We start from the raw sequence: 22923 nt of genomic DNA on the forward strand, positions 1-22923 counted from the left end.
TTCATCTCTTCTTGTACTCGCCGAGATCGGTCGTCGTGACGTTGCCCTGGGCATCCTGGACCACCCTGATGATCCTGTTCCCCTTCGGGCCCTCCCACGTCCAACTGCCGTTGCCGCCGACATCGGGATTACTGTAACGAGGCGGGACGGCATTCGGGATTCCCTGCGGAGCGGGGTTCGGCGCCGCCGGATTGCTGATGACGCCCGGATTGGTCTTGTCCGGGGGGTAGGCGGTGCGGATCTCGCCGTCGGCGAGCACGGTCGTCTTGACCTCGACACCGTCGACCACACCGACGTAGTCGTAGGCCCACACCGGATTGCCGTCCGCGTCCTTGGTCGGGTAGGGCCCCTTCGCCGGCGGCCCCTGCTGCGTCACCCTGTGCGCGGCGTCGAGGATCTTCGCCTCATCCCAGCTCTTCGGGAACTCCGTCTTGTTGGAGAAGCCGGTGCCCGCGAGATGGCCGCCCTGCCGCCCGCCGTCGCCCTCGATGATGTGTTTCTTCGAGGCGTCGCTGTGGTGGATGTCGCCAGCCGTCGGCGGCGTCGTCGGCGCGGGAGGCCGGGTGGGCCTCGCCGGATTGGAGTTGGTGGAACCCTGGCCGGCGACGCCGGGTGCGTGTCCCTGCGTCGCCGCATGGGCGGTGGCCTGCTGCGCGCTGGTGATGCCCTTGCCCGCGTTGATGCCGCCGTAGTTCTTCGGGGGCTTTCCGGAGCCACCACCGCCACCTCCGGGGCCACCACCACCCGGACCGCCACTGCCGGGATTTCCGGGCTTCGACATGGACGCCTTATCCGTTCAGGAGGCGGGTGAGGTTGGTCAGGCTGGTGATCAGTGCGCCGATGTACATGAGAATGCGGCCGGCCCACTTCACGACGGCCGTCACGATCTGCGCGGCGACCACGGGGATCGTGACGACGAAGATGGCCTCGACCGCCCAGACGATCACGCGCGCCACGAGGTCGGCGATGAGGTCGCGCACGATGTCGCGGGTGAAGGCCACCAGGTTGCCGGCACCCTCGGTCGCCGCTGCCATCGCGGCGGAGACCGCACCGAGACCGCCGAGGGCCTCGACGTTGTGGTCCATCAACCCGTGGTACGCCATTGCGGCCTGCCCATACCACTCGGGCAGGTCGGCATCGAGACGCGACCGCAGGTCGGCGGCCATGCTGTGCAGCTCGACGGCCATGTTGTTCCAGGTGGCGGCGTGCGAGGCGACCACGTCGGGCATTCCGGTGAGCTCGTCGAGCATCTCCCGCAGCGGCTCGAAGTACTCCATCGCCCAACCCAGGCCGTTGGCCAGCAGCGCACTGAACGGATCCATCACGCTCGCGGCGACATCGAGCCCGAACGCGGCACCCGCCAGCAGGTCGTCGACCCAGCCCTCACTTCTGATCGCGTCGACCAGACCCTCGACGCTGTCGGCGAGGGAGGCGCCGGTCCAGACCTCCCGAGTCGACGTGACGTCAGCGACCAGCGACAGGTCGGTCATCGCGCCGTCCTCACGGGGTCAACTGGCTTCCCACCCCGTTGATCAGGGTGGCGTTGTCGTCGTCGACCGCGTCGTAGCCGTCGGCGGTCTGGCGCAGGCCCGCAGCGGCCAGCCTCAGATTCTCCTCGACGTCGGCGAACAGCTCGTCCTGCCGAGTGTGCTTGCCCTCCAGGACCCCGGAGATCCAGCCGCACAGCAGCCCGTACGCCGAATCGTCCTGGGTGATGTGCGCGCTGGCGGCCTTCACCGCCGCGAAGCGCTCCGCCAGTGCCTCGATGTTGTGCGCGTGCGTGCGGATCTCCTCCGCCTCGACTGCGAACCCGTCGTCCATCAGACTCACCGCCAACTACGGTCGTCGTCGCCGCTCTCCGCGACCGGGGCCGGGCGCAACTGTTGCCCGACCCGCTCGGCGATCTCGCGCGCCGCCGCCGACTCGGTCCCCACGGTCTCCGCGATGATCTCCTGCGAACGGTCGGCCAGCTTCTCCCGGGCCGCACGAATCGTGTTCATGATCGTCCTGGCGACGACGTCGGGCTCGACCCGCTGAATCTGTCGGCTCAGGTGCAGATCCACCAACGCACCGGCGGGATCGATGGTGACCTCGACCATCCTGTTGCTGTCGGCCTCAGTGATCCGCAGTTGCTGGAAGCGGTCGCTCATGGCTTTGGTGTCGGCCGCCAACTCGCCGATCCGCCCCTTCCACGCCGCGATCCGCTCCATCGCGCCGTCCGGGTCCAGCACACCACCACCGCCTGGATCGCCGGCCCTCATGGCTGCCCCCCTGTCATGATCATCGATGGCGGAGTTTAACAAGCATCCGCCGTCGCGGGGACCCCGGCTCCGGGCCTGCTCCCCGCCTTTCGCCCCTCCTCAACTCGCGCCGGTGCCGTGGGCCGGGGTCCGCCTGCGGCGTACCGGTCAGCGAGGTCAACGTACGTTGATCAGTGGGGTGTAGTCGGCGCGGGTGAGCGGTTCGGTGGACAGGGAGCCATCGGCCCGGGGTACTCCCAGAGGCCTGCCGTCGCGCAGGAAGGCAACGGTGTTGACGTCGTCGCGACTGGTGAGAGTGCAGACGATCTGGCCGAAGGCGAGAACCTCGTCGCTGCGGCCGGTGTCGGCGCCGGGCCCCACCACGACGATGCGGGCTTGCGTGCCGGTCACCGTCGCACCCGCGGCGTTGACTGCTCCCGGCAGCGCGCTGGCGAGGTCGTCGTTGCGTTCGCCCGCCGTTGGCCCGGCGAGTAGGTGCCGCAACTGCTCCTCGGGCGTGAATGGGCGGTCGACACGACGGACCACCGGGACGATGTGATTGTCACGGACAAGGCAGAGCGTCTCGTCGAAGCGCCCGGCCGGTGCGGTGGTCGCGGCCGGGACCGGCGCGGGGAACGGGCCTGGCGGGGGATGGACCCTCCGGGGGGTGTCTTCGGCGGGCACACCGCAGCCAGCCAGCAAGGTGGCGAGCACCAACGGGGCGAGGTGACGACGTTTCATGGCAGGCTTCCCGGCAGGTCCACGCGGAAACGGGCGCCTCCGCCCGGGCGGTCGGCAACGGTGGCGTGCCCGGCGTGGGCGGCAGCGTGTTGGGCGACCAGGGCGAGGCCGAGGCCGGTGCCGTCGCCGGTGCCACGAGTGTGGGCGGCCCGCCCTCGAACGAAACGGTCGAAGATCGCCTCACGATCCTCGACGGGCACGCCCGGGCCAGCGTCGTCGACCTCGATGACGCCGGTGCTGCCATCGCGGCCAAGGCGCACAGCCACGAGGCCGCCGCCGTAGGTGACGGCGTTCTCGAGCAGGTTCGCCAGCACCTGTGCGATGCGCCGCCGCTCGACCCGCCACGTCGGGGGCGCATCCGGCGCGAGGTGGACAAGGGTGGGGTGCAGGTCGTACGCGGAGCAGGCTTCTCGGGCGAGCGCCACCACGTCCACGGGGGCGCGGTGGGCGGGCTGGTCGCTGCGGGCCAGGTCGATCAGGTCGTTGACCAACCGTTGAAAACGGTCGATCTCGTCAGCGACGAGCCCGGCGGCGGTGACCGTTCGTTCATCCTGGTGTTCCCGGCGACGGGCCAGGACGCTGGCCGCTGCGGCAAGGGTCTGCAACGGTGAGCGCAGTTCGTGGCTGACGTCGGCGGCGAAGCGGCGATCCCGCTCGATACGACGGGCGAGTTGGTCGACCATCTGGTTGAACGACGAGGAGAGACGGGTCAGGTCGGGGTCGGTGGCCGGGTCGAGGCGGGCGGTGAAGTCACCGGCCGCGATCTTCTCGGCGGCGTCGGCGACCGCCGTCAACGGGCGTAACCCGTGCCGAGTGGCATACCAGCCGAGGGCGGCGCCGGACCCGGCGATCACGACCGCGACGGTGGTCAGTGCGAGCGCCAGAACCTGGAACGTGTGCTCCAGCTCGCGCAGGGAGTTGACCTCGAAGTACGCCGCCGACATGGACAAGGGCACCCCGACCACTAGGGCGGGTTGACCGTCGATGCGTACCCGCTGCACCGCCGGCTCCCCGGCGGTGACGACCCGTCGCAGGTCGCCGGGTATGGCGGCGGTGGTGCCCGGGTCGGCGGTCCGGGCATACCACTCGCCGTTGAGGTGCAGCACGGGCCGCCGGGCGCCGCCTGTGTCCAGCGATCGGAGCACCGCCACCACGTCGGGGGTCTCGGTGTCGAGGCCGGCACGCACGACGGCAGCATCGAAGTAGGCGGCCCGCAGGGCGGTGCGTTCCCGCTCGTCGATCAGAGAACGGCGGGTCAACTCGTAGGAGACCAGGGCCATCGACGCGGCGAGCAGGAGCGCGCCGACGGCGAACGCGGCGGTGACCCGGGTACGCAGTCCGAGGCGCCTCATCGCTGCAACTTGTAGCCCAGACCCCGCAGGGTCACCAGGTGCCGGGGGTTTGCCGGGTCGGGCTCGATCTTCTGCCGCAGCCGGCCGACATGCACGTCGACCAGCCGCTCGTCACCGCTGTCGTACCCCCAGACCCGTTGCAGCAATTGCTGGCGGGACAGCACCCGGCCGGCGTGTTCGGCCAGCTCACACAGCAGCCGGAACTCCGTGCGGGTGACCGTGACGGGCTGGCCGGCGCAGCGCACCTCCCCCGCCTCCGGGCTGATCTCCAACTCTCCGAAGGCGACCACCGGCACGGGATTCGGCGCCGGCGCCACCACCGGGCGGGCTCGGCGGCGCAGTGCCCGAAGTCGAGCGGTCAGTTCCTTGATCGCTACGGGCTTGACGACATAGTCGTCGGCTCCGGCCTCGAGGGCGGCGACGATGTCGTGGGTGTCGTCGCGGGCGCTGACCACCACGATCGGCACATCGTCGTCACGGCGCAGTTGCCGGATGCACTCGAAGCCGTCGAGGCCGGGCAGCATCAGGTCGACCAGGACGTAGTCAGCCGGGTGGCGGCGCTGGGCACGCAGGCCTTCCTCGGCCGTGGCCGCGCCGAGAGCGTCGTAGCCCTCGTCCTCGAGTGCGAGCAGCAGCGCCAGGCGGATGCGGTCGTCGTCCTCGATCACCAGTACGGCCGTCATGCCGGCATCATCCCCGGGCAGCCCACCAGGCTGCCAACCGCGCTCGTCGGCTGGCGGTTTTGTCACGCAACTGTCATAGATCCGCGCAGTGACCGCCAAAGCTGCCAAGCACGGTGGTAGCGGACCAGGACCATGAGGGAAGGGGTACGGCCATGACGACGCCGCTGGCGCCCGCGCCGTGCACGCTGCCGCTAGTCGAGGTCCGCGTCACCGAACTCGAACTGGCCTGCCTGCCGGAGGCAGGCGCCGTGTTCGACCGACTCCTGGCCCTGCACCCCGCGCAGGTCGTGGTCGATCTGTCCGACTGCTGGCACATCGACGCCGCCGCCATCGGCCTGCTACTCGACGTACACCGGCGGCTGGCCCGCGCCGACGCGGTCCTCACCGTCCGCAACCCGAGCCCACGGGTCGGACGCATCCTGCGGATCGCCCGCCTGGACCATGTTCTGTCGATCGTCACCGATTCCGCACCGGTGCCGCCCGGCGTCACGGGAGCCACCCGGCACCAACCGGACGCCGAGGAAGGACCACCAGAATGACCGTCGTCCCGGACGACCACCTGATGACCCTGATCTGCGACACCTGCGGCGACACCATCCGGGGCACCGCCTGCGTGCTTCCCGACGCCGAGGTCGTCTGGACCCTGGTGGCCGAACACGGCTGGAGCGGCTCCCCGTTCGCCACCGGGCCACACCAATGCCCGCACTGCAGCCTCCTGCCAACCTCCGGCGGCGGGCACGCGTCGTGCGCAGACCACGGTCCCGGCGGCATCCTCGGAATCGACCATCTTGATGATGTGACCGTCATCGCCGCCACCGGCGACATCGACCTCGAAAGCGGCGACACCCTGCGCACCGCCCTGCGCCACGCGGCCGACGTCGGCGGAAACGTCGTGGTCGACCTGGCCCGGGTGCACGTCATCGACTCCACCGGTCTCGGTCTGCTCGTCCGCGCCCACTGCGACGCCCGGGACCGGGGCGTCACGCTCTGCCTCGCCGCACCGTCGCGGTTCATCCGCACCGTCCTGCACACCATGCGCCTGGACGGGGCCTTCCTGATCTTCGAGAGCCGCGACGAAGCCCTCACTCACCTCTCCCGTCGCGGGGTGTCCGCCGCCACGGCCTCGACTGCTGAGACAGCCGGGTCATCCGCCCGTTAACGAAAGGACACTCCCTCATGGTCACGCCCTGGCCGTACCCCGACGAACACGCCCGGCCGGTCCAGCCGCCGCCACCCGGGCAGGGTGGGCCAGCCGACGAGGACACCCGCATCGCCGCGGCGGTCGCCCAACGAATCAGCAGCGACGGCACCACCCGACGCCAGCAGATCGCCGTGAGCGTGCAGAACCGAGTGGTGATCCTCACCGGCATCGTCACCGACCCAGCTACCCGGCAGGTGGCCGGGGACATCGCCTGGGACGTCACTGACGTCTTCGACGTCTGCAACGCACTGCGGCTGGCGCGCCCACGGCGACTGGCCCGCTGACCCGGGGTACCGATCAGGAACGGATGGTGGGCCCGGACGGCTGCGGACCCCGGTGCGGACGCTGACAGTTGGCGAACATCGCTCATGCTGGAGGGGTGATTCGCTTCGTACTGAACGTGCTGTGGCTCATCTTCGGTGGTGGCATCGTGCTGGCGGTCGGCTACGGCTTCGCCGCGCTGATCTGCTTCGTCCTCGTCATCACCATTCCGTTCGGCGTCGCGTCGCTGCGCCTCGCCGTCTACTCGCTGTGGCCCTTCGGCCGCACCCTGGTGCCCAAGCCTGGCGCCGGCGCCGCCTCCGGGCTGGCGAACATCCTGTGGGTGGTGCTGGCGGGCTGGTGGCTCGCGCTGTCCCACATCGTCGCGGGCATCGCCCTCTGCGTCACGATCATCGGCATTCCGTTCGGCATCGCCAACTTCAAACTCGTTCCGGCCGCGTTCTGGCCCCTCGGCCGCGAGGTCGTCGACATACCTTGAACGGTCCTGTTCGAACAGTCCCCCGGTTACTGGTCGGCGCTGCTCAGATCCGGTCTCAACGAGTCGCCTCCGTCATCGAGGTCGCCGACGAGCGAATCCGGCACACGCATGCGCCACGCGTCGGTGACGAGTTCCGTCAGACGATCGACGTCCACCCGCTCCAACCGCAGCATCACCAGGGGCAACCCGTCGTACGCGGGCGTGGTGAAGAAGACGTCGGGCTCGCCCAGGAGCAGGGCCTGCTTCTCCGCTTCGTCACCGACGTACAGCACCGCGATGTCGGTCCGGATGACGCGCGGGACACCTGGCCTCCGCTCGGGGTAGGACCAGATGAACCCCTTGTCGGCGACCCGGAAGTCGAAGCCGGCACTGTCGATCTCGACCACGTGAGGCAGTGCCAGTGCCAGGTGACGGACATCGCCAGCGTCAGCCATCGAGGTTGCTCCAGGGCACCGCGTCCTGCATAGGCACAGGCTAACCGCTACGCCGGACATGGTCCTCGGCCGGCTGAGGGTCGCGGCAGCTAACCGGCGAAACGAGTGAGGAAGGCGTCGTACACGGGTGCGCCCGGCAGGGTGTCGTGGATGGCGAACACCACGTGATCGAACCGGTCGACCGTTCGCAGCGCGTCGGCGAAGGCGCCCGCCACTGTGGCGGGATCGTTGCGGAACACCCCGCACCCCCACGCGCCCAGCACGATGGTTCGATGCCCGTGCGCGGCGGCCACCTCGAGGACCCGCTGTGCGCGCCGGGACAGCACCGCCGGCACCTCGGCGGCGTGCTCGGGCTGGTTGCGGATGATCGCACCCAGGTTCGGCGCCGCAGCGGTCAGAAACGAGGTGAGATGCGACTGGTCGAGCAGGTCACCCTTGTCGTTCCGGAAGACCGGCACGCGTGGGGAGTAGATGACCCGGTCGCTGTAGCGCAGATCCCGCTGCGCGCGGTGGAACGCATAGAAGCCAGGTGCGGCAAGCAGGCATGGGTACAGCGCCGACGAGCGCGCGATGCTCTCCTCCTGCGCCTTCGCCCCACCGAGAAACCCGCCGCCCGGATTCTTGGCCGACGCGAACACCAGACACACCGCGGCGGGCCCGAGCCGGCGGGCTGCCTGCAACGTCGACTCGTGTGTCACCTCGACGACGCCGGCCCCGGCATCGACGCCGCCCACCTCGAACATGTCGTCCGGCAGGTGGTGCCGGGTGCCGGCGACCGCACTGCGCACCGCCTCGTCGATGACGACCTCATCGCCGGCGCCGTTGCGGTACCGGCCGGACTCGGCGATCGCCACGGTCTGGCGCGCTATCTCGCGGAGGCGACTGCTCACCGGTACGCCCGGCGAGAACGAGAATATGAATGGAGGGCCTGCACAGCCAGCAGGTTAAGCAGCGGGCGCCACACCAACAACTGGTTTCCGCTACTGCCGCCGACGACCGGAGGCGACCGCAGCCTGGTCCTGCACACACCCAGCGCGAACCCGACCTCAGCGCCGGCTTCCTTGCTCAGACCTGCAAAACCTCCCCGAACCGGCGTCGGTTGCGGGCAAGATGAGATGGATTCGCCCAGCGACACGGTGAGCGGGGGTCGGCCGTGAACGACGGATTGGTGACCAGGCGGAGCGCCCATGATGTCGGAGAGACAATCTCTGCGCTACGGGCTGAGGCGGAACGCGTGGGCGCTGCGGTGGCGGCGGTGGTCGACCATGCGGCGGCCGCTCGCAAGGCCGGGCTGGATATGCCCGACACACAGGTAATCATCGGTGTCGCGGCGTGGATACCCCTGCCTTCAGGCGGGGGAGGAAACGCCGCTCCCCTCAGGGATAGACTTACATGAACTACTGGTAGGAAGTGAGGCATGGGTGAGGTGGTGAAGCGGGCGTACAAGTACCGCTTCTATCCGACCCCGCAGCAGGCTGAGCAGTTGAACCGCACCTTCGGGTGTGTGCGCAAGGTTTATAACCTGGCGCTGGATGCGCGGACCCGTGCGTGGGGGGTGCTTGGGCAGCGCAGCACCTATGTGCAGTCGTCGGCGTGGTTGACCGAGTGGAAACGCACCGAGGAGTTGGCGTTCCTTAACGAGGTCAGCTCGGTGCCGTTGCAGCAAGCCCTGCGGCACCTGCAAGCCGGGTTCGCCGCGTTTTGGGGCAAGCGGTCGCGGTACCCGAGGTTCAAGTCCAAGCGCAAGTCTCGGGCGTCGGCGGAGTACACCCGCTCGGCGTTCCGCTGGCGCGACGGGCAGCTCACCCTGGCCAAGATGGACGCCCCGCTGACCATCGTGTGGTCCCGGGCCCTGCCCGACGGCGCCGAACCGTCCACGGTCACGGTGTCCCGTGACCCGGCCGGTCGGTGGTTCGTGTCCCTGCTGGTCGAGGATCCCACCGTCACGCCTTTTCCTCCGCTGGGCACGGCGGTGGGGGTGGACGCGGGCATCACCAGTCTGCTCACCTTGTCCACCGGGGAGAAGGTCACCAACCCGCGTCATGAGCGCGTTGACCGGCGCAAGTTGGCCAAGGCGCAACGGAACCTGTCCCGTAAGGGCAAGGACTCCGCCAACCGGGCCAAAGCCCGGCTTGCGGTGGCCGGCATCCACGCCCGCATCGCCGACCGGCGGCGGGATCACCTGCACAAGCTGTCGACTCGACTCGTCCGCGAGAACCAAACGGTCGTGATCGAGGATCTCAGTGTGCGCAACATGCTGCGCAACCACTCGCTGGCCCGCGCCATTTCCGACGCGGCGTGGACACAACTGCGCAGCATGATCGAGTACAAGGCCGCCTGGTACGGGCGGCAGGTTATCGCCGTCGACCGCTGGCATCCGAGCACGAAGACCTGCTCGGCGTGCAGGCGGATCAACACGGCCATGGCTCTTGGCGTTCGTGTCTGGACGTGTCCCGGCTGCGGCGCCGTGCATGACCGGGACGTCAACGCCGCGAAGAACATTCTCGCCGCCGGGCTGGCGGAGAGGTAAAACGCCTGTGGAGGGCCGGTGAGACCCGACCCGCGCAAGCGGTGAAGGCGCGGCCCGGTGAAACAGGAAACCCCCCGGGTGACCGAGGGAATCCCCGCCCTTCAGGGCGGTGGAGGATGTCAAGCAGGCCCGTCCCGAGAGCCATCGACCTGCCAATGCGACTCATGGTGCGAGACGACGGCCAGCCGGGCTCGCTGGTCACCTGGCAGGACCCCGCGTACCTCGCTCAGCGGTACGGACTGAGCGAGAATCAGCTTCCACCCCTGAACGCCCCGGCCAAGATTGCCTCCGCGGTCGACGGCCGCTGAGCACGGCCCGAATCGGCCGCCCACACAGCCCGCCGGGCCGGGTCAGCTACCCCGGTCCAGCCGCTCCAGCGTCGCGGCAGCGACCAGGCCATACGCGACGTACGGTAAGGCATCCTCGGGCCAGCCCTCAGTGCCCCAGCGACGCGGGTCCGTCACCCCGAGCGCGGTCATCGACCCGTCGGCGACCAGATTGCTGAACAATTCGCGGGCGGACAGGCCGTTCCGTACGTGGAGTCTCCCGCTTTGCTGGACACGCTTGACTGAGCATATGGACGTCACCAGAGATCGGCGGAGCTGGCGGATCGGCACGGCCGACGACGTCGCCTGGCTCGCTGGCCAGACCACCCACGGCCTCTCGATCACCACAGCGATCCCGCCGGTGTTCCGCGCCTACGCCACGTTCTACCCGCCCGACGGCGTCAGCGTCGACGCCCATGAACGGGCCGTGGTCGACGAGCTCACCTGGAACACCCCTGCGCAGCCCTGGTGGCTGGGCTACCTCGACACCGGCGCCCACGACATCGTCTTCCCTTTCGCTCCGACGGTGTCCCTCTACGCGGGCTGGCCCTACGTGCTCGTCGAAGCCGGCCCCGAACAAGCTCTCACCTGGCGGACCGGGCACATGCGCGGCGACGGACCCCTGCCCGATCTGTTCTTCCCCGCGGATCACTCCTGGCTCGTCTCCGCTCTCTGGGACGACGCCTGGACCGACATCGGCGGGACCACCGCCTTGATCACCGCCCTGCACCGGAACCCGCTGGTCAGCGCCCGCCCGGTCGGGCCGGACGAAGACGCCCTCCCGCCCGGGCTCACGCGCGAATAGGCGCCGGCCCGATGCCCTCAGGCACCTGGTCAGCCTCGTGCGTCTCCGATCGCCACAGCGGAGGTCCAGGCCGGGTCGCGGCCGGTGAGCCCGATGACCCGATCGAGCAGCGCGGCCTCGGCCGGCAGGGTGATCGACGGCCCGAACAGGCCCGGGGTGCCCTCACTGCTCCCTTGCTGCGACACCAGACCGTGGACCCACTCGACGGTCTGCGGGTCGACGTCGTACGTCTGACCGGTCGCTCGTGCGAGATCCCAGGCGTGAATCACCACCTCGTTCAGCGCGACGACGCCCATGATCTGCGCCGGCAGCACGACCCCACCGGCAGCGGTGTCGCCCGTCCAGGCGCTCGGTACGCGCCACGCGGCGACCAGGTCATCGAGCTGTGCGGGCAGAATCGTGCGCCACTCGGGATCGAGGTTGGCCACGGTGGGATTGCCCGGACCGCCCGGTGCGGCGTCGGGCGCCTTCTCCGCAGCGATCCGGAACGCGATGGTGAGCCCGACGAGGTGGTCGAGCAGATCACCCACGACCCATCCCGCACACGGGGTAGGGAGGGTGAGCTGATGGTCGGTCACCCCGAGCAGCACCGAGGTCAACGCGCGGGACGCGGGCTCGAGGTCCGGGGAGGTGTTGAGGTCGCTCATCCAGTTGCTCCGTCCGGTTGATTGCCCGGCACGCTAGCCGAGGGGACCGACAAAGTCGCCGCATCGCCAGGAGGCGGGGCCACCTGTGCCTGGCTGCTCTCCTGGTCCGACAGGAACGACGCCAGCGCCCGACCCTGCTCGGCGACCTCGGTGCGGTCGGCGCGGGAGAGGCGGCCCAACGGAGTGACGATCACCGTGCCGGCCTCGACGCTCCAGGTCGCGGCGACCCGGCCGTCGACCAGCACGGCGCGTTCCCCGGCGACCGACAGGCCGCGGTGAGCGTCGTCGACGATCCGGCTGCGGTCGTGGTAGCCGAGTATCGCGTTGTCGAACGCCGGCAGGAACCGTACCGGGGCGGGTGTGTCGGGGTCGGGACGCGGCGCGTCGGGGAGGTCGATCAACTGACGGCCACGCTCGTCACGGAAGGTGACCAACTCCTCGCGCATCGCGGACACCGCGGTCGGCAGTCCGGCGAGGCCGCACCAGGCGCGCAGGTCGGCCGTGGCTGCGGGGCCGAACGCGGCCAGATAGCGCCGTACCAGCATCTGGCCGACCGGATCGGAGCCCTCGACGGCCGGCGGGTCGATTTCCCGGCCCAGCCAGGAGGAAAGCGGGACGTTGCGTACTCCTGCCCGGGTGCGCCACAGTCCGCGCGGCGGCAGTTGCACCATCGGGACGAGGGCGGCGACCACCATTTCGCCCAGCGCCCGCGGTCCCGGCGTCGGCCAGCGTTTGGCGAGCGCCCGCGCGATCTCGGTCATCGAGCGTGGCTCGTCGTCGGCCATCACCGCCCGGGCTGCCGCGGCGAGTTCGTCGAGGTCCACACCGTCGAGCTCGGCGCGGTAGACCCCGAGCACCCGTTGGCGGAGCATGGTGTCGTGACGCGCCCGCCAGGCCACGGTGTCGTCGGCGGTGAGGAGGTGGACGGTGCGGCGCATGAGGTGTGTCCGCACCACGCGTCGCTGGGTCAGCAGGTCCGAGAGCACCGCCGGGTCGAACGCGCGCAGCCGCGACCAGAGCCCGACGAACGGTTCCTGCGGTTCCTGCGCCTGCAGGCCGCCGAGGTGTGCGACGGCGTCGAGGACCGGTAGGTCGGCGCGATCGAGCAGGAACTGCCGGGCGAGTGTCGCGCGGTTGAGCGCCCGGGTGCCGAGAACGGTCATCGGGTCAGGTCGCGGCGAACTGGCCGGCCGATCGGCGGCGTAGTGAACATGCTCGTTTCCTCATCGCTGGTCGTTGGCGATCGATCGCGTGGCCGGGCGTGCGTCTCCCGGTCGGGTTGCCGTAACACTCGCAGGTGAAGCGGACAGGGTGTGACCGCTTCTCATGGCAACATCGGGCTCATGCCGAAGACCTCAGCGCGACTGCTCTCGCTGCTCTCGCTGCTCCAGGCCCGTCGGGACTGGCCCGGGGCGTTGCTGGCCGAGCGGCTGGCCGTCAGCCCGCGCACCGTGCGCCGCGATGTCGATCGCCTGCGCGAGCTCGGCTATCCCATCCACGCCACCAAGGGCCCCGACGGGGGGTACCGGCTCGACGCAGGTACGGCACTGCCGCCGCTGCTGTTCGACGACGAGCAGGCCGTTGCCCTCGCCGTCGCACTCCAGATCGCCACCACCGCCGGCGCCGGCATCGAGGAAGCCGCGGTGCGCGCGCTGAACACCGTCCGGCAGGTCATGCCCGCACGGCTGCGCCGCCGCATCGACACGCTCCAGGTCACCGCCGTCGAGCGGCCCGGGATCCGGTCGAACCCCCGGGCCGACACCGGCGTACTCGTGGCGCTCAGCGCCGCCGTCCAAGCCCGCGAAGTGCTGCGCTTCGACTACGCCCCCGCTTCCCCGGTTGGAGCCGGCGACGACCGCGCCGACACTCCCCCGCGCCGGGTGCAGCCTCACCACGTCGTCACCTGGGGCGGGCGCTGGTACCTCATCGCCTGGGATCTCGACCGCGACGACTGGCGCACCTTCCGCGCTGACCGGATCACGCCGCGCACCCCCACGGGCCCCCGCTTCACCCCGCGTGAACTGCCCGGAGGGGAGGTGGCCGCCTTCGTCGTCAGCAGGTTCCAGGGCTCTGGCGGCTGGCCCTGCCGCGGGGAGGTGATCCTCGACCTCCCCGCCGAGGACGTGTCCCGCTACACCAGCGACGGGCTCGTCGAGGCCCTCGGCCCGGACCGCTGCCGGCTCGTCCTGGGCTCGTGGTCGTGGCCCGGCCTGGCCGCCAGCATCGGCAGGTTCGACGCCGACATCGAGGTCGTCGGGCCGACCGAGCTCAAGGACGCCTTCGCGCACCTGGCCCGCCGGTACGCCGACGCCGCAGCCGGCTGACCCACCGACCTCCGCCCCCACCCTCGACCACGGCCTGGGCGGCCGGGCACCCGACGACCAAAAACTTTTGGTGGTTTCCTACAACTGAGGGGCGATTGGTTCGGTGATTGCACCATGGCGCTGCCCGCCGGGAGGGGGAAGGGTGCTTACTGCCGGGGGCCGTCGTCTCGCGGTGCGCTGATCATGGATCTACCAAAGGGGTCATTCGGGTGTTCAACCGTGTCGCCATCGTCAACCGTGGTGAGGCCGCGATGCGGCTCATCCACGCGGTCCGAGAGTTGGCTGCGGAAACCGGCATCCCGATCGAGACCGTCGCCCTGTACACCGACGTCGACCGCACCGCCACCTTCGTGCGTGAGGCGGACATCGCCTACGACCTCGGTCCGGCGTCCGCCCGCCCGTACCTCAATCTGGTGGCGCTGGAGCGCGCCCTGACCGAGACCGGCGCCGACGCGGCGTGGGTCGGCTGGGGTTTCGTCGCCGAGGACCCGGCGTTCGCGGAGCTGTGCGAGAAGATCGGCGTCACGTTTGTCGGTCCGAGCGCGGAGGCCATGCGCCAGCTCGGCGACAAGATCGGCTCGAAGCTGATCGCCGAGGAGGTCGGCGTACCGGTCGCGCCGTGGAGCCGCGGTGCTGTCGAGACCCTGGATGCCGCTCGGACGGCGGCGGCCGAGATCGGCTACCCGCTGATGCTGAAGGCGACCGCGGGCGGCGGCGGGCGCGGCATCCGCGTGGTCAGGAACGAGGCCGAGCTCACCGACGCGTACGACCGCACCAGCCAGGAGGCGGCGCGGGCGTTCGGCAGCGGCATCGTGTTCCTGGAGCGCCTGGTCACCGGTGCCCGGCACGTCGAGGTCCAGGTGATTGCCGACGGGCAGGGCACCGCCTGGGCGCTCGGTGTCCGCGACTGCTCGGTGCAGCGACGCAACCAGAAGGTCATCGAGGAGTCGGCGTCGCCGGTGCTGAGCCCGGCGCAGGCGGCCGAGCTCAAGACGTCGGCCGAACGGTTGGCCGTGGCGGTCGGTTACCGCGGTGCGGCCACCGTCGAGTTCCTCTACCACCCCGGCGACCAGCTGTTCGCGTTCCTCGAGGTCAACACCCGCCTGCAGGTCGAGCACCCGATCACTGAGTTGACCACCGGGTTCGACCTGGTCAAGGCGCAGCTGCACGTCGCCTCGGGCGGTCGGCTCGACGGCGCGCCGCCGGCGGAGCGCGGGCACGCCATCGAGGCGCGGCTGAACGCCGAGGACCCCGACCGCGATTTCGCGCCGTCACCGGGCCGTATCGCCCGGCTGGACCTGCCCGCCGGCCCGGGCATCCGGGTCGACACCGGTGTCAGCGAGGGTGACACCATCCCGGCCGACTTCGACTCGATGATCGCGAAGATCATCGCGTACGGCCGTGATCGCGACGAGGCGCTCGGCAGGCTGCGCCGCGCGATGGCGAACACCACGGTGATCATCGAGGGCGGTGCGACGAACAAGAGCTTCGTGCTCGACCTGCTCGACCAGCCCGAGGTGATCGACGCCAGCGCGGACACCGGCTGGATCGACCGCGTCCGTGGCGAGGGCCGGCTCGTGGCGCACCGGCACTCCGCGGTCGCGCTGGCGGCCGCCGCCATCGAGACGTACGAGGAGGAGGAGCGCGTCGAGCGGCAGCGGCTGCTGTCAACGGCGTCCGGCGGGCGCCCGCAGGTGCAGCACAAGAGCGGCCGGCCTCTGGACCTCAAGCTGCGCGGCGTCGGCTACCGCATGCGCGTGGCGCGGGTCGGCGCGCACCGGTTCCGCGTCGGCATCGAAGCGGCCGGCGCGGTGCGCACCGCTGACGTCGAGCTCGACCGCTTCGACCGGCACACCGGCCAGATCGTCGTCAACGGCATCCGGTACCGCCTGCTCACCGGCACGTACGGGCCGACCCACCTGGTCGAGGTCGACGGCGTGACGCACCGGGTCAGCCGCGACGAGGGCGGCGTCGTCCGCTCCCCCATGCCCGCGCTGGTCGTCGCCACGCCGCTGGAGGTCGGCGCCGAGGTCGAGGCGGGCGCGCCGGTGCTGGTGTTGGAAGCCATGAAGATGGAGACGGTGCTGCGGGCGCCGTTCAAGGCCCGGCTGAAGGAGTGCGCCGTCTCGGTGGGCAGCCAGGTGGAGGCAGGTGCGCCGCTGCTGCGGTTGGAGCCGCTCGCCGACGAGGCCGCCGAGACCGTGGACGATCCGGCCGCCGCCTCCGTGGAGCTGGACCTGCCCGCCGCCACCGAGGAGATTCCGGCGTACCAGCGCAGCCGGCGCGGCCAGGAGGACCTGCGCGGCCTGCTGCTCGGCTTCGACGTCGATCCGCACGACGACCGGCGGGTGCTCGACGACTACCTCACCGCGCGGCGGGCGGCCACCGAGGAAGGCCACCGGCCGCTGGCCGCGGAACTCGACCTGGTCACCGTGTTCGCCGACCTCACCGAGCTGAGCCGCAACCGCCCGACGGGCGAGGACGGCGACGGCCACGTCTACAGCGCCCGCGAGTACTTCCACACCTATCTGCAGAGCCTCGACATCGAGCGGGCCGGTCTGCCGAGTTCGTTCCAGGCCAGGCTCGGCAAGGCGCTCGGACACTACGGCGTCATCGACCTGGAGCGCTCCCCCGCACTCGAAGCCGCCGTGTTCCGGATCTTCCTCGCCCAGCAACGCGCGTCCGCCGACGCCACGGTCGTCGCGACGCTGCTGCGCGCGTGGCTGCGGGAGTCCCCGCCGGACGAGACGCTGCGTGAGCCGGCCGGCCTCGCGCTGGAGCGGCTGGTGGCCGCGACGCAGGTCCGCTTCCCCGCGGTCGCCGACCTCGCCCGTGGTGTGGTGTTCGCCTGGTTCGCCCAGCCGCTGCTGCGCCGCAACCGCGCCCGCGTCTACGCCGAGGTCCGCGGGCACCTGCGTCACCTGGACGCGCACCCGGACGCGGCGGACCGCACCGAGCGCGTCGCGAAGATGGTACGCAGCACCGAGCCACTGGTACGGCTGCTCGGCCAGCGGCTCGTCCGCGACCACCTCGACAACGCGGTCATGTTGGAGGTGCTGACCCGGCGGTACTACGGCAACAAGACGCTCACCAGCGTGCGCACCCGCGAGGTCGCAGACTGCACGTTCGTGGTCGCCGAGCGCGCGGACTCGAGCGTGGTGTCCGCCGCGGTGAGTTTCGACGCGCTGGGTGGCGCGCTGCGCGGGCTCGCCGGGCTGGCGAGCGAGGAGGATGCCGTCGACGCCGACATCTACCTCGGCTGGGAGAACCAGCCGGAGGACTTCGACGCGATGGCGGCCGCGCTGCTGGAGGTCATCACCGCGCACCCGCTGCCGCCCCAGGTCCGCCGGCTCACCGCCACCGTCGCGGGTCGCGGTGGCGCCGTGATGCACCACCACTTCACCTTCCGCCCGTCCGAGTCGGGGACGACCGAGGATCGGTTGATCCGCGGCCTGCACCCGTACATCGCGCAGCGGATGCAGTTGGAGCGGCTGCACAAGTTCGACCTGACCCGGCTGCCGTCGTCGGACGAGGAGGTCTACCTCTTCCAGTGCGTGGCCCGGGAGAACCCGTCCGACGAGCGCCTCGTCGCGTTCGCGCAGGTGCGTGACCTGACCGAGCTGCGCGAGCAGGACGGCCGGCTGGTCGCGCTGCCGACGACCGAGGCTGCCATCGCCGCGTGCCTCGACTCGATCCGCCGCGCCCAGTCGCGGCGACCGTCGAAGACGCGCTTCAACACCAACCGGATCGTGGTCTACGTCTGGCCGCCGAGCGAGCTCACCCGCGAGGAGATGGAGATGATCGCCGGGCGTGTGCGCCCGACGACCGCGGGCGCCGGGCTGGAGGAGATCCTCTTCATCGCGCGGCAGCGCGACCGCCGGACCGGCGAGCTGACCAAGATCGCCGTACGGATCTCCTTCGGGGCCACCGGCGGCGCCGAGTTGACCGTCGGCGAGCCGCCGGTCGAGCCGGTCGAGCCGCTCGACGAGTACCGGCTGAAGGTGCTGCGGGCGAGCAGCCGCAACACGGTGTACCCGTACGAGCTGACCGGGCTGCTCGGCGACTTCGTGGAGCACGACCTCGACGACGACCACGCGCTGGTGCCGGTGGAGCGGCCGAAGGGGCGCAACCGTGCCGCGATCGTCGCCGGCGTGGTCACCACGCCGACCACGCGGCATCCGCAGGGTGTCAGCCGGGTCGTGCTGCTCGGTGACCCGACGAAGTCACTGGGCGCCCTGTCCGAGCCGGAGTGCCGCCGCGTGATCGCCGCGCTGAACCTGGCGGAGCAGATGCGGGTGCCGCTGGAGTGGTGGGCGCTGTCCGCCGGGGCACGGATCTCCATGACCTCGGGCACGGAGAACATGGACTGGGTGGCCGCGGCGCTCAAGCGGATCGTCGAGTTCACCCAGGCCGGCGGTGAGATCAACATTGTCGTCGCGGGCATCAACGTCGGCGCGCAGCCGTACTGGAACGCCGAGGCGACGATGCTCATGCACACCAAGGGCATCCTGGTGATGACGCCGGACTCGGCGATGGTCCTCACCGGCAAGCAGTCGCTCGACTTCTCCGGTGGTGTGTCCGCCGAGGACAACTTCGGCATCGGCGGCTACGACCGGGTGATGGGGCCGAACGGGCAGGCGCAGTACTGGGCGCCGAACCTGACCGCCGCGCGGGACGTGGTGATGTCGCACTACGACCACTCGTACGTCGCGCCCGGCGAGGACGCGCCACGGCGGGCGCCCAGCACGGACCCCGTGGACCGCGACATCTCCGCCTTCCCGCACACCCTGGCTGGCAGCACCTTCAGCACCGTCGGGGATATCTTCTCCGCGGCGGCCAACCCGGACCGCAAGAAGCCCTTCGACATCCGGACGGTGATGCGGGCGCTCTCCGACCAGGACCACCCCGTGCTGGAACGCTGGGCGGGCATGGCCGACGCGGAGACCGCGGTCGTGCAGGACGTACACCTGGGTGGCATCCCGGTGTGCCTGCTCGGCATCGAGTCACGGGCGGTGCCGCGGCGCGGCTTCCCGCCCACCGACGGCCCGGACACCTACACCGCGGGCACGCTGTTCCCACGGTCGTCGAAGAAGGCCGCGCGGGCGATCAACGCGGCCAGCGGCAACCGGCCGCTGGTGGTGCTGGCGAATCTGTCGGGCTTCGACGGCTCACCCGAGTCGATGCGCAAGCTGCAGTTGGAGTACGGCGCCGAGATCGGCCGGGCGATCGTGAACTTCCGCGGGCCCATCGTCTTCTGCGTGATCTCGCGGTACCACGGCGGCGCGTTCGTGGTGTTCTCCAAGGCACTGAACCCCAACATGACGGTGCTGGCGCTGGAGGGCTCGTTCGCCTCGGTGCTCGGTGGCGCCCCCGCCGCCGCGGTGGTGTTCTCCGCCGACGTCAACGCCCGTACGGCGGCCGACCCGCGCGTGCGCGACCTGGAGGCCCGCGTCGCCGCTGCGGCTGGCACCGAGCGCGCCGCGTTGACCGCGGAACTCGACGAACTGCGCTCGTCGGTCCGGGCGGAGAAGCTCGGCGAGGTGGCCACGGAGTTCGACCGCGTGCACAACATCCAGCGCGCCGTCGAGGTCGGCTCGGTGGACGCTGTCGTCCGCGCCGCCGACCTGCGACCACGCATCATCGATGCCATCGAATCCCGTCTGGGCTAGGTGGCGGGAGGTGCGGGCAGAGCGCCAATGATCACCCACCGGAGCATCAGGTGGGGTCGTCCCCGCGCGGGGACGAACCCACCTGCCGGGCGGGATCGTTCGTACGGAAGTCTCCGCCGAGTCCTGGCCATCTTGTGCCTGATCGCCGCCGCCACGGTGCCGGCCGGTTCGTCGGTGACCGGCTCGTCGGCGGCCGACACCCCCGCACCCACGGTCCTGCGGGTACTGCAGATGAACCTCTGCAACAGCGGCCGCGCCGGCTGCTACACGGGCCGATCGGTGACCGAAGCCGCCACGGTCATGAGCGCAGAGGTGCCCGATCTGGTCACCCTCAACGAGATCTGCCAGGACGACGTGACAACCCTCGAGCGCACGTTCTCGCAGGTCCACAGTGGTGACACGGTCTCGTCCGCCTTCAGGGCCGCCGGAGACCGCCCTTCCGGCGCCGTCACCCGCTGCCGCAACGGCCAGCCGTACGGCATCGGACTACTGACTCGCCTTGAGGCGCCGGACACGCGGCACACGGTGCACAGCGGAATCTACCCGACGCAGGATTTCACGGACCCTGAGGAACGAGCCTGGCTCTGCGTCGATGTCGCCGACGTGCTGCACGCCTGCACCACACACCTGGCCGCCACGAGTTTCACCGTCGCGCTCGCCCAGTGCGGTCACCTGCTCGACACGGTGGTACCGACGATACGCAGGAGTGCCGGATACGCGCCCACCGTGCTGCTTGGCGACCTCAACCTCCGACGCGGCGGCTCCCCCGACGTGCGGTCCTGCGTACCACCGGACTACCTGCGGATCGACGACGGCGCGCTGCAACACGTCATGGCGACAACTGACGTCAGGATCTGCTGCGGCCGGTCGGTGGGCATGCACGGGGCGACCGACCATCCGGGGCTGCTGGCCACACTCACGATCGACGGAGACCTCCCGCCGTGACGGCCCCGTACCCACGCGCTGCACCGGCGGCGCGTTCGTGGTGTTCCCCAAGGCACTGACGCGCCGCCGACCTGCGACCACGCATCATCGATGCCATCGAGTCCCGCCTGCGGTAGGGACCCCAGGCCCACCATCCCGGGCCGGTGCCGCAAGCACCAGCAGCACGATCGCGAGGACCGGCACGAGCGCCAGCAGCGGTTCCGTGACCAGGCCTGGCGAGAAGAGGTCGTCGAGCGCCGTCATGCCCTCCACATCGGAGCGGAAGCCCGCCTGGAGGAACACCGCCTGGTGGCTGAACAAGCCCAGCTCCTGCCGGTTGACCGGCCGGACCGGCCCCGCGGCCGCCAGGTCAGCGGCGAGTACGGCAGCGGTCAGCAGCAACGCGCCCAGCATGGCCGGGACGCCGAACCGCCACTGCCGACCGGCGGCCACCACGAGCACCGCAAGCCCGGCGGCGACCACCACCATGGTTGGTAACTGGACGCCGAGCGTGACCAACAGCCGGGCCAGTCTCCCTCCGCCCAGGTCGGCGACCAGCATGACGGCCACCCCCGCGACGGCGGTCCAGGCGATCCACCGTAGCCATCGTGCGTCGGTCCGCGGCCGGTCGGCCAGCGTCACCACCGTTCCCACGCAGATCAGCGGTATGCCCAGCAGTGCCGACCAATGCTGCGTGACCTGCGCCGACATCGCCTCACCCAGCCACGCGAGATCGTCGCCGACCGAATACGGGCGCGGCGCGCTCAGCGGCGCGTAGAACGGTGACAGGTACCGTGGCCCGCCCGAGTCCGCCGCCGACGTCACGGCGTCGACGGCGAGCAGGCCGATACCACCAGCGACGGCGAGGCGGCCGCGCCCGGCGCCGAGCAGCACGATCGCCGCGAGAGCGGTCAGCGCCACGCCGGTCGCCTGCCCCGCGAGGACCGACGCGTCCGACAGCACGCCAAGGACATGCACCACTGCGGCGCCGGCGACCACCGACCAACACACCGATCCGGGAGACAGCCACACGGCGCACATCCAACCACGGTGCCGCCCCCGCCGTCAGGGACCGGCCCCGGCGATGGGAGGCCCCGTGGCGTTCCCTCCCGGTCAGGTGACCTTTTGGACGCTCTCGGCGAACGCCGGAACGTCGGCGTGGCCGAACAGCCCGGGAACCCCGCCGGTGTGGATGAAGACGGTCGTGTTGCCCGGTTCGATCTCGCCGCGCCGAGTTGCCGCGATGAGTGCCGCCATCGCGCGCCCGGTGTACGTGGGATCGAGGATGATCCCCTCCAGCCGGGCGACGAGGGTCAGCGCCTCCTCGACCGTGTCGGTGAGGCTCGGGTAGCCGCTCCCGATGTGGTCACGGTCGATGCGCAGGTCGTCGGCGCGAACATCCGGCGAGAGTGCGGCGACGAAGGCCGCCACGCGCTGTCGGGAGTCGTCGACCGCCCCGACATCGACGCCGAGCGTGCGGTCCGGGCCGAGGCTCGCAACGAGCCCGGCCATCGTGGCGCCCGAGCCGAGGGCCACCACGGCGGTACGCAGGTCGGGCACCTGGGACATCAACTCCTCGCCGCACCGTGCGTAGCCGCGGGTCGCCAACTCGCTGGACCCGCCGAACGGGATGAGGGCCGGACGCGCCCCTTCGGCACGCAGCCGGTCGCACACCCGCGTGGCGGCGTCTGCGAGTGCCTGCTGACCCGTCACCCCGGTGAAGACGATTTCGGCACCGAGGAACGCATCGAGAACGAGGTTGCCGGATCGCGCCACCCCGGGTTCACCCGGGAACACCAGCACGGCGCGTAGGCCGAGGCGCGCGGCGGTCGCGGCGGTGAGCCGAGCATGGTTGCTCTGTGGTCCGCCGGTGGTGACGAGCGTGTCGGCGTCATTCGCGAGTGCTTCGGCGGCCGTCCATTCCAGCTTCCGGATCTTGTTGCCGCCGCCGCCGAGGCCGGTGAGGTCGTCCCTCTTGATCAGAAGGTCACCGCGACCGAGCCCGAGAGCGGCGGCCAGTCGGGGCATCGGCTCCACCGGTGTGGGCCACGTGCCGAGCGTGAGCGGAACGATGGGTTCGGACATGCTGCCATCTTGGCAGGACCATCCGGTCGACAGCCGCCGAAGGATGCGGCAGCCATCAGGCGCGGCCATCAGGCGCTACTTCAGGAAATCCAGCAGCTGCCGTGTGGTCTCTCGGGAGCCTCCTCCGGATTGACATCCTCCACCGCCCTGAAGGGCGGGGATTCCCTCGGTCACCCAAGGGGGTTCCTGTTTCACCGGGCCG

At 70.6% G+C, this 22923-nt stretch carries 23 protein-coding genes; 10 read left to right on the top strand and 13 right to left on the bottom strand.

Features of this window, described 5'->3' with window-relative positions:
- Position 1: 1 nt before the first annotated feature.
- The 7 genes from OG470_RS30800 to OG470_RS30830 all read right to left on the bottom strand — a co-directional run bounded on the left by OG470_RS30800 (position 2) and on the right by OG470_RS30830 (position 5016).
- Positions 2 to 781 carry an EndoU domain-containing protein gene (locus tag OG470_RS30800; protein ID WP_328417961.1) on the bottom strand — a complete coding sequence of 260 codons (780 nt, stop codon included), beginning with the start codon at positions 779 to 781 and terminating at the stop codon, positions 2 to 4.
- Positions 782 to 788: 7 nt separating this feature from the next.
- On the bottom strand, positions 789 to 1490 hold the full coding sequence (locus OG470_RS30805) for a WXG100 family type VII secretion target (RefSeq protein WP_328417963.1): 702 nt from the start codon (positions 1488 to 1490) through the stop codon (positions 789 to 791).
- A 10-nt stretch (positions 1491 to 1500) separates the two neighbouring features.
- Positions 1501 to 1821: a type VII secretion target gene (locus tag OG470_RS30810; RefSeq protein ID WP_328426698.1), complete on the bottom strand. Its 321-nt coding sequence runs from the start codon at positions 1819 to 1821 to the stop codon at positions 1501 to 1503.
- Between the two features lie 5 nt (positions 1822 to 1826).
- Positions 1827 to 2261 carry a YbaB/EbfC family nucleoid-associated protein gene (locus OG470_RS30815; protein ID WP_328417965.1) on the bottom strand — a complete coding sequence of 145 codons (435 nt, stop codon included), beginning with the start codon at positions 2259 to 2261 and terminating at the stop codon, positions 1827 to 1829.
- A gap of 156 nt (positions 2262 to 2417) precedes the next feature.
- Positions 2418 to 2981, bottom strand: a complete 564-nt coding sequence (locus tag OG470_RS30820; protein WP_328417967.1) for a GerMN domain-containing protein — start codon at positions 2979 to 2981, stop codon at positions 2418 to 2420.
- Entirely contained in the window at positions 2978 to 4333 is a 1356-nt protein-coding gene (locus OG470_RS30825; protein ID WP_328417969.1) for a sensor histidine kinase, read from the bottom strand. The genes OG470_RS30820 and OG470_RS30825 overlap by 4 nt, the downstream gene beginning before the upstream one ends.
- Complete coding sequence (locus OG470_RS30830; RefSeq protein WP_328417970.1) at positions 4330 to 5016, bottom strand: response regulator transcription factor; 687 nt, start codon at positions 5014 to 5016, stop codon at positions 4330 to 4332. The genes OG470_RS30825 and OG470_RS30830 overlap by 4 nt, the downstream gene beginning before the upstream one ends.
- Positions 5017 to 5168: 152 nt before the next feature.
- On the opposite strand from OG470_RS30830, the gene OG470_RS30835 reads away from it, so the two are divergent.
- The 4 genes from OG470_RS30835 (at position 5169) to OG470_RS30850 (ending at position 6977) form a co-directional block, all read left to right on the top strand.
- Positions 5169 to 5555 (top strand): STAS domain-containing protein, encoded by a 387-nt coding sequence (locus tag OG470_RS30835; RefSeq protein ID WP_328417971.1) that lies wholly within the window; start codon positions 5169 to 5171, stop codon positions 5553 to 5555.
- Positions 5552 to 6175 carry an STAS domain-containing protein gene (locus OG470_RS30840; RefSeq protein WP_328417972.1) on the top strand — a complete coding sequence of 208 codons (624 nt, stop codon included), beginning with the start codon at positions 5552 to 5554 and terminating at the stop codon, positions 6173 to 6175. The genes OG470_RS30835 and OG470_RS30840 overlap by 4 nt, the downstream gene beginning before the upstream one ends.
- A 17-nt stretch (positions 6176 to 6192) precedes the next feature.
- Positions 6193 to 6501, top strand: a complete 309-nt coding sequence (locus OG470_RS30845; protein ID WP_328417973.1) for a BON domain-containing protein — start codon at positions 6193 to 6195, stop codon at positions 6499 to 6501.
- A 95-nt stretch (positions 6502 to 6596) separates the two neighbouring features.
- Complete coding sequence (locus OG470_RS30850) at positions 6597 to 6977, top strand: YccF domain-containing protein (RefSeq protein WP_328426699.1); 381 nt, start codon at positions 6597 to 6599, stop codon at positions 6975 to 6977.
- A 26-nt stretch (positions 6978 to 7003) separates the two neighbouring features.
- Here OG470_RS30850 and OG470_RS30855 read toward each other — a convergent pair whose 3' ends face one another.
- The gene (locus OG470_RS30855; protein ID WP_328417974.1) at positions 7004 to 7411 is read right to left on the bottom strand and encodes an MmcQ/YjbR family DNA-binding protein; all 408 of its coding nucleotides are present in this window, start codon (positions 7409 to 7411) and stop codon (positions 7004 to 7006) included.
- Between the two features lie 89 nt (positions 7412 to 7500).
- Positions 7501 to 8301, bottom strand: coding sequence for a TIGR02452 family protein (locus tag OG470_RS30860; RefSeq protein WP_328417976.1), 801 nt, complete (start codon positions 8299 to 8301; stop codon positions 7501 to 7503).
- Positions 8302 to 8828: 527 nt separating this feature from the next.
- Between OG470_RS30860 and OG470_RS30865 the strand changes: the two genes are divergently transcribed.
- The 3 genes from OG470_RS30865 (at position 8829) to OG470_RS30875 (ending at position 11072) form a co-directional block, all read left to right on the top strand.
- On the top strand, positions 8829 to 9941 hold the full coding sequence (locus tag OG470_RS30865; RefSeq protein ID WP_328417978.1) for an RNA-guided endonuclease InsQ/TnpB family protein: 1113 nt from the start codon (positions 8829 to 8831) through the stop codon (positions 9939 to 9941).
- Positions 9942 to 10105: 164 nt separating this feature from the next.
- The gene (locus tag OG470_RS30870; protein ID WP_328417980.1) at positions 10106 to 10249 is read left to right on the top strand and encodes a hypothetical protein; all 144 of its coding nucleotides are present in this window, start codon (positions 10106 to 10108) and stop codon (positions 10247 to 10249) included.
- A 268-nt stretch (positions 10250 to 10517) separates the two neighbouring features.
- Positions 10518 to 11072 carry a hypothetical protein gene (locus OG470_RS30875; protein WP_328417982.1) on the top strand — a complete coding sequence of 185 codons (555 nt, stop codon included), beginning with the start codon at positions 10518 to 10520 and terminating at the stop codon, positions 11070 to 11072.
- 29 nt (positions 11073 to 11101) lie between these two features.
- Here OG470_RS30875 and OG470_RS30880 read toward each other — a convergent pair whose 3' ends face one another.
- A complete protein-coding gene (locus tag OG470_RS30880) occupies positions 11102 to 11719 on the bottom strand; it encodes a TIGR03086 family metal-binding protein (RefSeq protein ID WP_328417984.1) in 618 nt (205 codons plus the stop codon).
- Positions 11716 to 12882 (bottom strand): winged helix DNA-binding domain-containing protein, encoded by a 1167-nt coding sequence (locus tag OG470_RS30885; RefSeq protein WP_328417985.1) that lies wholly within the window; start codon positions 12880 to 12882, stop codon positions 11716 to 11718. Before OG470_RS30885 ends, OG470_RS30880 begins: the two co-directional genes overlap by 4 nt.
- A gap of 180 nt (positions 12883 to 13062) precedes the next feature.
- On the opposite strand from OG470_RS30885, the gene OG470_RS30890 reads away from it, so the two are divergent.
- From OG470_RS30890 to OG470_RS30900, 3 genes are all read left to right on the top strand, one after another.
- A complete protein-coding gene (locus tag OG470_RS30890) occupies positions 13063 to 14043 on the top strand; it encodes a helix-turn-helix transcriptional regulator (protein WP_328417987.1) in 981 nt (326 codons plus the stop codon).
- A gap of 209 nt (positions 14044 to 14252) precedes the next feature.
- Positions 14253 to 19712, top strand: coding sequence for an ATP-binding protein (locus OG470_RS30895; protein WP_328417989.1), 5460 nt, complete (start codon positions 14253 to 14255; stop codon positions 19710 to 19712).
- Positions 19713 to 19844: 132 nt separating this feature from the next.
- Positions 19845 to 20657, top strand: a complete 813-nt coding sequence (locus OG470_RS30900; protein WP_328417991.1) for an endonuclease/exonuclease/phosphatase family protein — start codon at positions 19845 to 19847, stop codon at positions 20655 to 20657.
- An 84-nt stretch (positions 20658 to 20741) separates the two neighbouring features.
- Here OG470_RS30900 and OG470_RS30905 read toward each other — a convergent pair whose 3' ends face one another.
- Together OG470_RS30905 and OG470_RS30910 are read right to left on the bottom strand one after the other, a co-directional pair.
- Complete coding sequence (locus OG470_RS30905; protein WP_328417993.1) at positions 20742 to 21677, bottom strand: hypothetical protein; 936 nt, start codon at positions 21675 to 21677, stop codon at positions 20742 to 20744.
- 72 nt (positions 21678 to 21749) lie between these two features.
- On the bottom strand, positions 21750 to 22721 hold the full coding sequence (locus OG470_RS30910) for a pyridoxal-phosphate dependent enzyme (protein ID WP_328417995.1): 972 nt from the start codon (positions 22719 to 22721) through the stop codon (positions 21750 to 21752).
- Positions 22722 to 22923 lie beyond the last annotated feature (202 nt).

The organism is Micromonospora sp. NBC_00389 (genome assembly GCF_036059255.1).
GTDB lineage: Bacteria > Actinomycetota > Actinomycetes > Mycobacteriales > Micromonosporaceae > Micromonospora.

What these genes read in the sequence shown, in the direction of transcription:
- OG470_RS30800 (WP_328417961.1), bottom strand. Translation starts at nt 781, where the DNA reads ATGTCGAAGCCCGGAAATCCCGGCAGTGGCGGTCCGGGTGGTGGTGGC.
- OG470_RS30805 (WP_328417963.1), bottom strand. Translation starts at nt 1,490, where the DNA reads ATGACCGACCTGTCGCTGGTCGCTGACGTCACGTCGACTCGGGAGGTC.
- OG470_RS30810 (WP_328426698.1), bottom strand. Translation starts at nt 1,821, where the DNA reads ATGGACGACGGGTTCGCAGTCGAGGCGGAGGAGATCCGCACGCACGCG.
- OG470_RS30815 (WP_328417965.1), bottom strand. Translation starts at nt 2,261, where the DNA reads ATGAGGGCCGGCGATCCAGGCGGTGGTGGTGTGCTGGACCCGGACGGC.
- OG470_RS30820 (WP_328417967.1), bottom strand. Translation starts at nt 2,981, where the DNA reads ATGAAACGTCGTCACCTCGCCCCGTTGGTGCTCGCCACCTTGCTGGCT.
- OG470_RS30825 (WP_328417969.1), bottom strand. Translation starts at nt 4,333, where the DNA reads ATGAGGCGCCTCGGACTGCGTACCCGGGTCACCGCCGCGTTCGCCGTC.
- OG470_RS30830 (WP_328417970.1), bottom strand. Translation starts at nt 5,016, where the DNA reads ATGACGGCCGTACTGGTGATCGAGGACGACGACCGCATCCGCCTGGCG.
- OG470_RS30835 (WP_328417971.1), top strand. Translation starts at nt 5,169, where the DNA reads ATGACGACGCCGCTGGCGCCCGCGCCGTGCACGCTGCCGCTAGTCGAG.
- OG470_RS30840 (WP_328417972.1), top strand. Translation starts at nt 5,552, where the DNA reads ATGACCGTCGTCCCGGACGACCACCTGATGACCCTGATCTGCGACACC.
- OG470_RS30845 (WP_328417973.1), top strand. Translation starts at nt 6,193, where the DNA reads ATGGTCACGCCCTGGCCGTACCCCGACGAACACGCCCGGCCGGTCCAG.
- OG470_RS30855 (WP_328417974.1), bottom strand. Translation starts at nt 7,411, where the DNA reads ATGGCTGACGCTGGCGATGTCCGTCACCTGGCACTGGCACTGCCTCAC.
- OG470_RS30865 (WP_328417978.1), top strand. Translation starts at nt 8,829, where the DNA reads ATGGGTGAGGTGGTGAAGCGGGCGTACAAGTACCGCTTCTATCCGACC.
- OG470_RS30870 (WP_328417980.1), top strand. Translation starts at nt 10,106, where the DNA reads ATGGTGCGAGACGACGGCCAGCCGGGCTCGCTGGTCACCTGGCAGGAC.
- OG470_RS30875 (WP_328417982.1), top strand. Translation starts at nt 10,518, where the DNA reads ATGGACGTCACCAGAGATCGGCGGAGCTGGCGGATCGGCACGGCCGAC.
- OG470_RS30880 (WP_328417984.1), bottom strand. Translation starts at nt 11,719, where the DNA reads ATGAGCGACCTCAACACCTCCCCGGACCTCGAGCCCGCGTCCCGCGCG.
- OG470_RS30885 (WP_328417985.1), bottom strand. Translation starts at nt 12,882, where the DNA reads ATGACCGTTCTCGGCACCCGGGCGCTCAACCGCGCGACACTCGCCCGG.
- OG470_RS30890 (WP_328417987.1), top strand. Translation starts at nt 13,063, where the DNA reads ATGCCGAAGACCTCAGCGCGACTGCTCTCGCTGCTCTCGCTGCTCCAG.
- OG470_RS30905 (WP_328417993.1), bottom strand. Translation starts at nt 21,677, where the DNA reads ATGTGCGCCGTGTGGCTGTCTCCCGGATCGGTGTGTTGGTCGGTGGTC.
- OG470_RS30910 (WP_328417995.1), bottom strand. Translation starts at nt 22,721, where the DNA reads ATGTCCGAACCCATCGTTCCGCTCACGCTCGGCACGTGGCCCACACCG.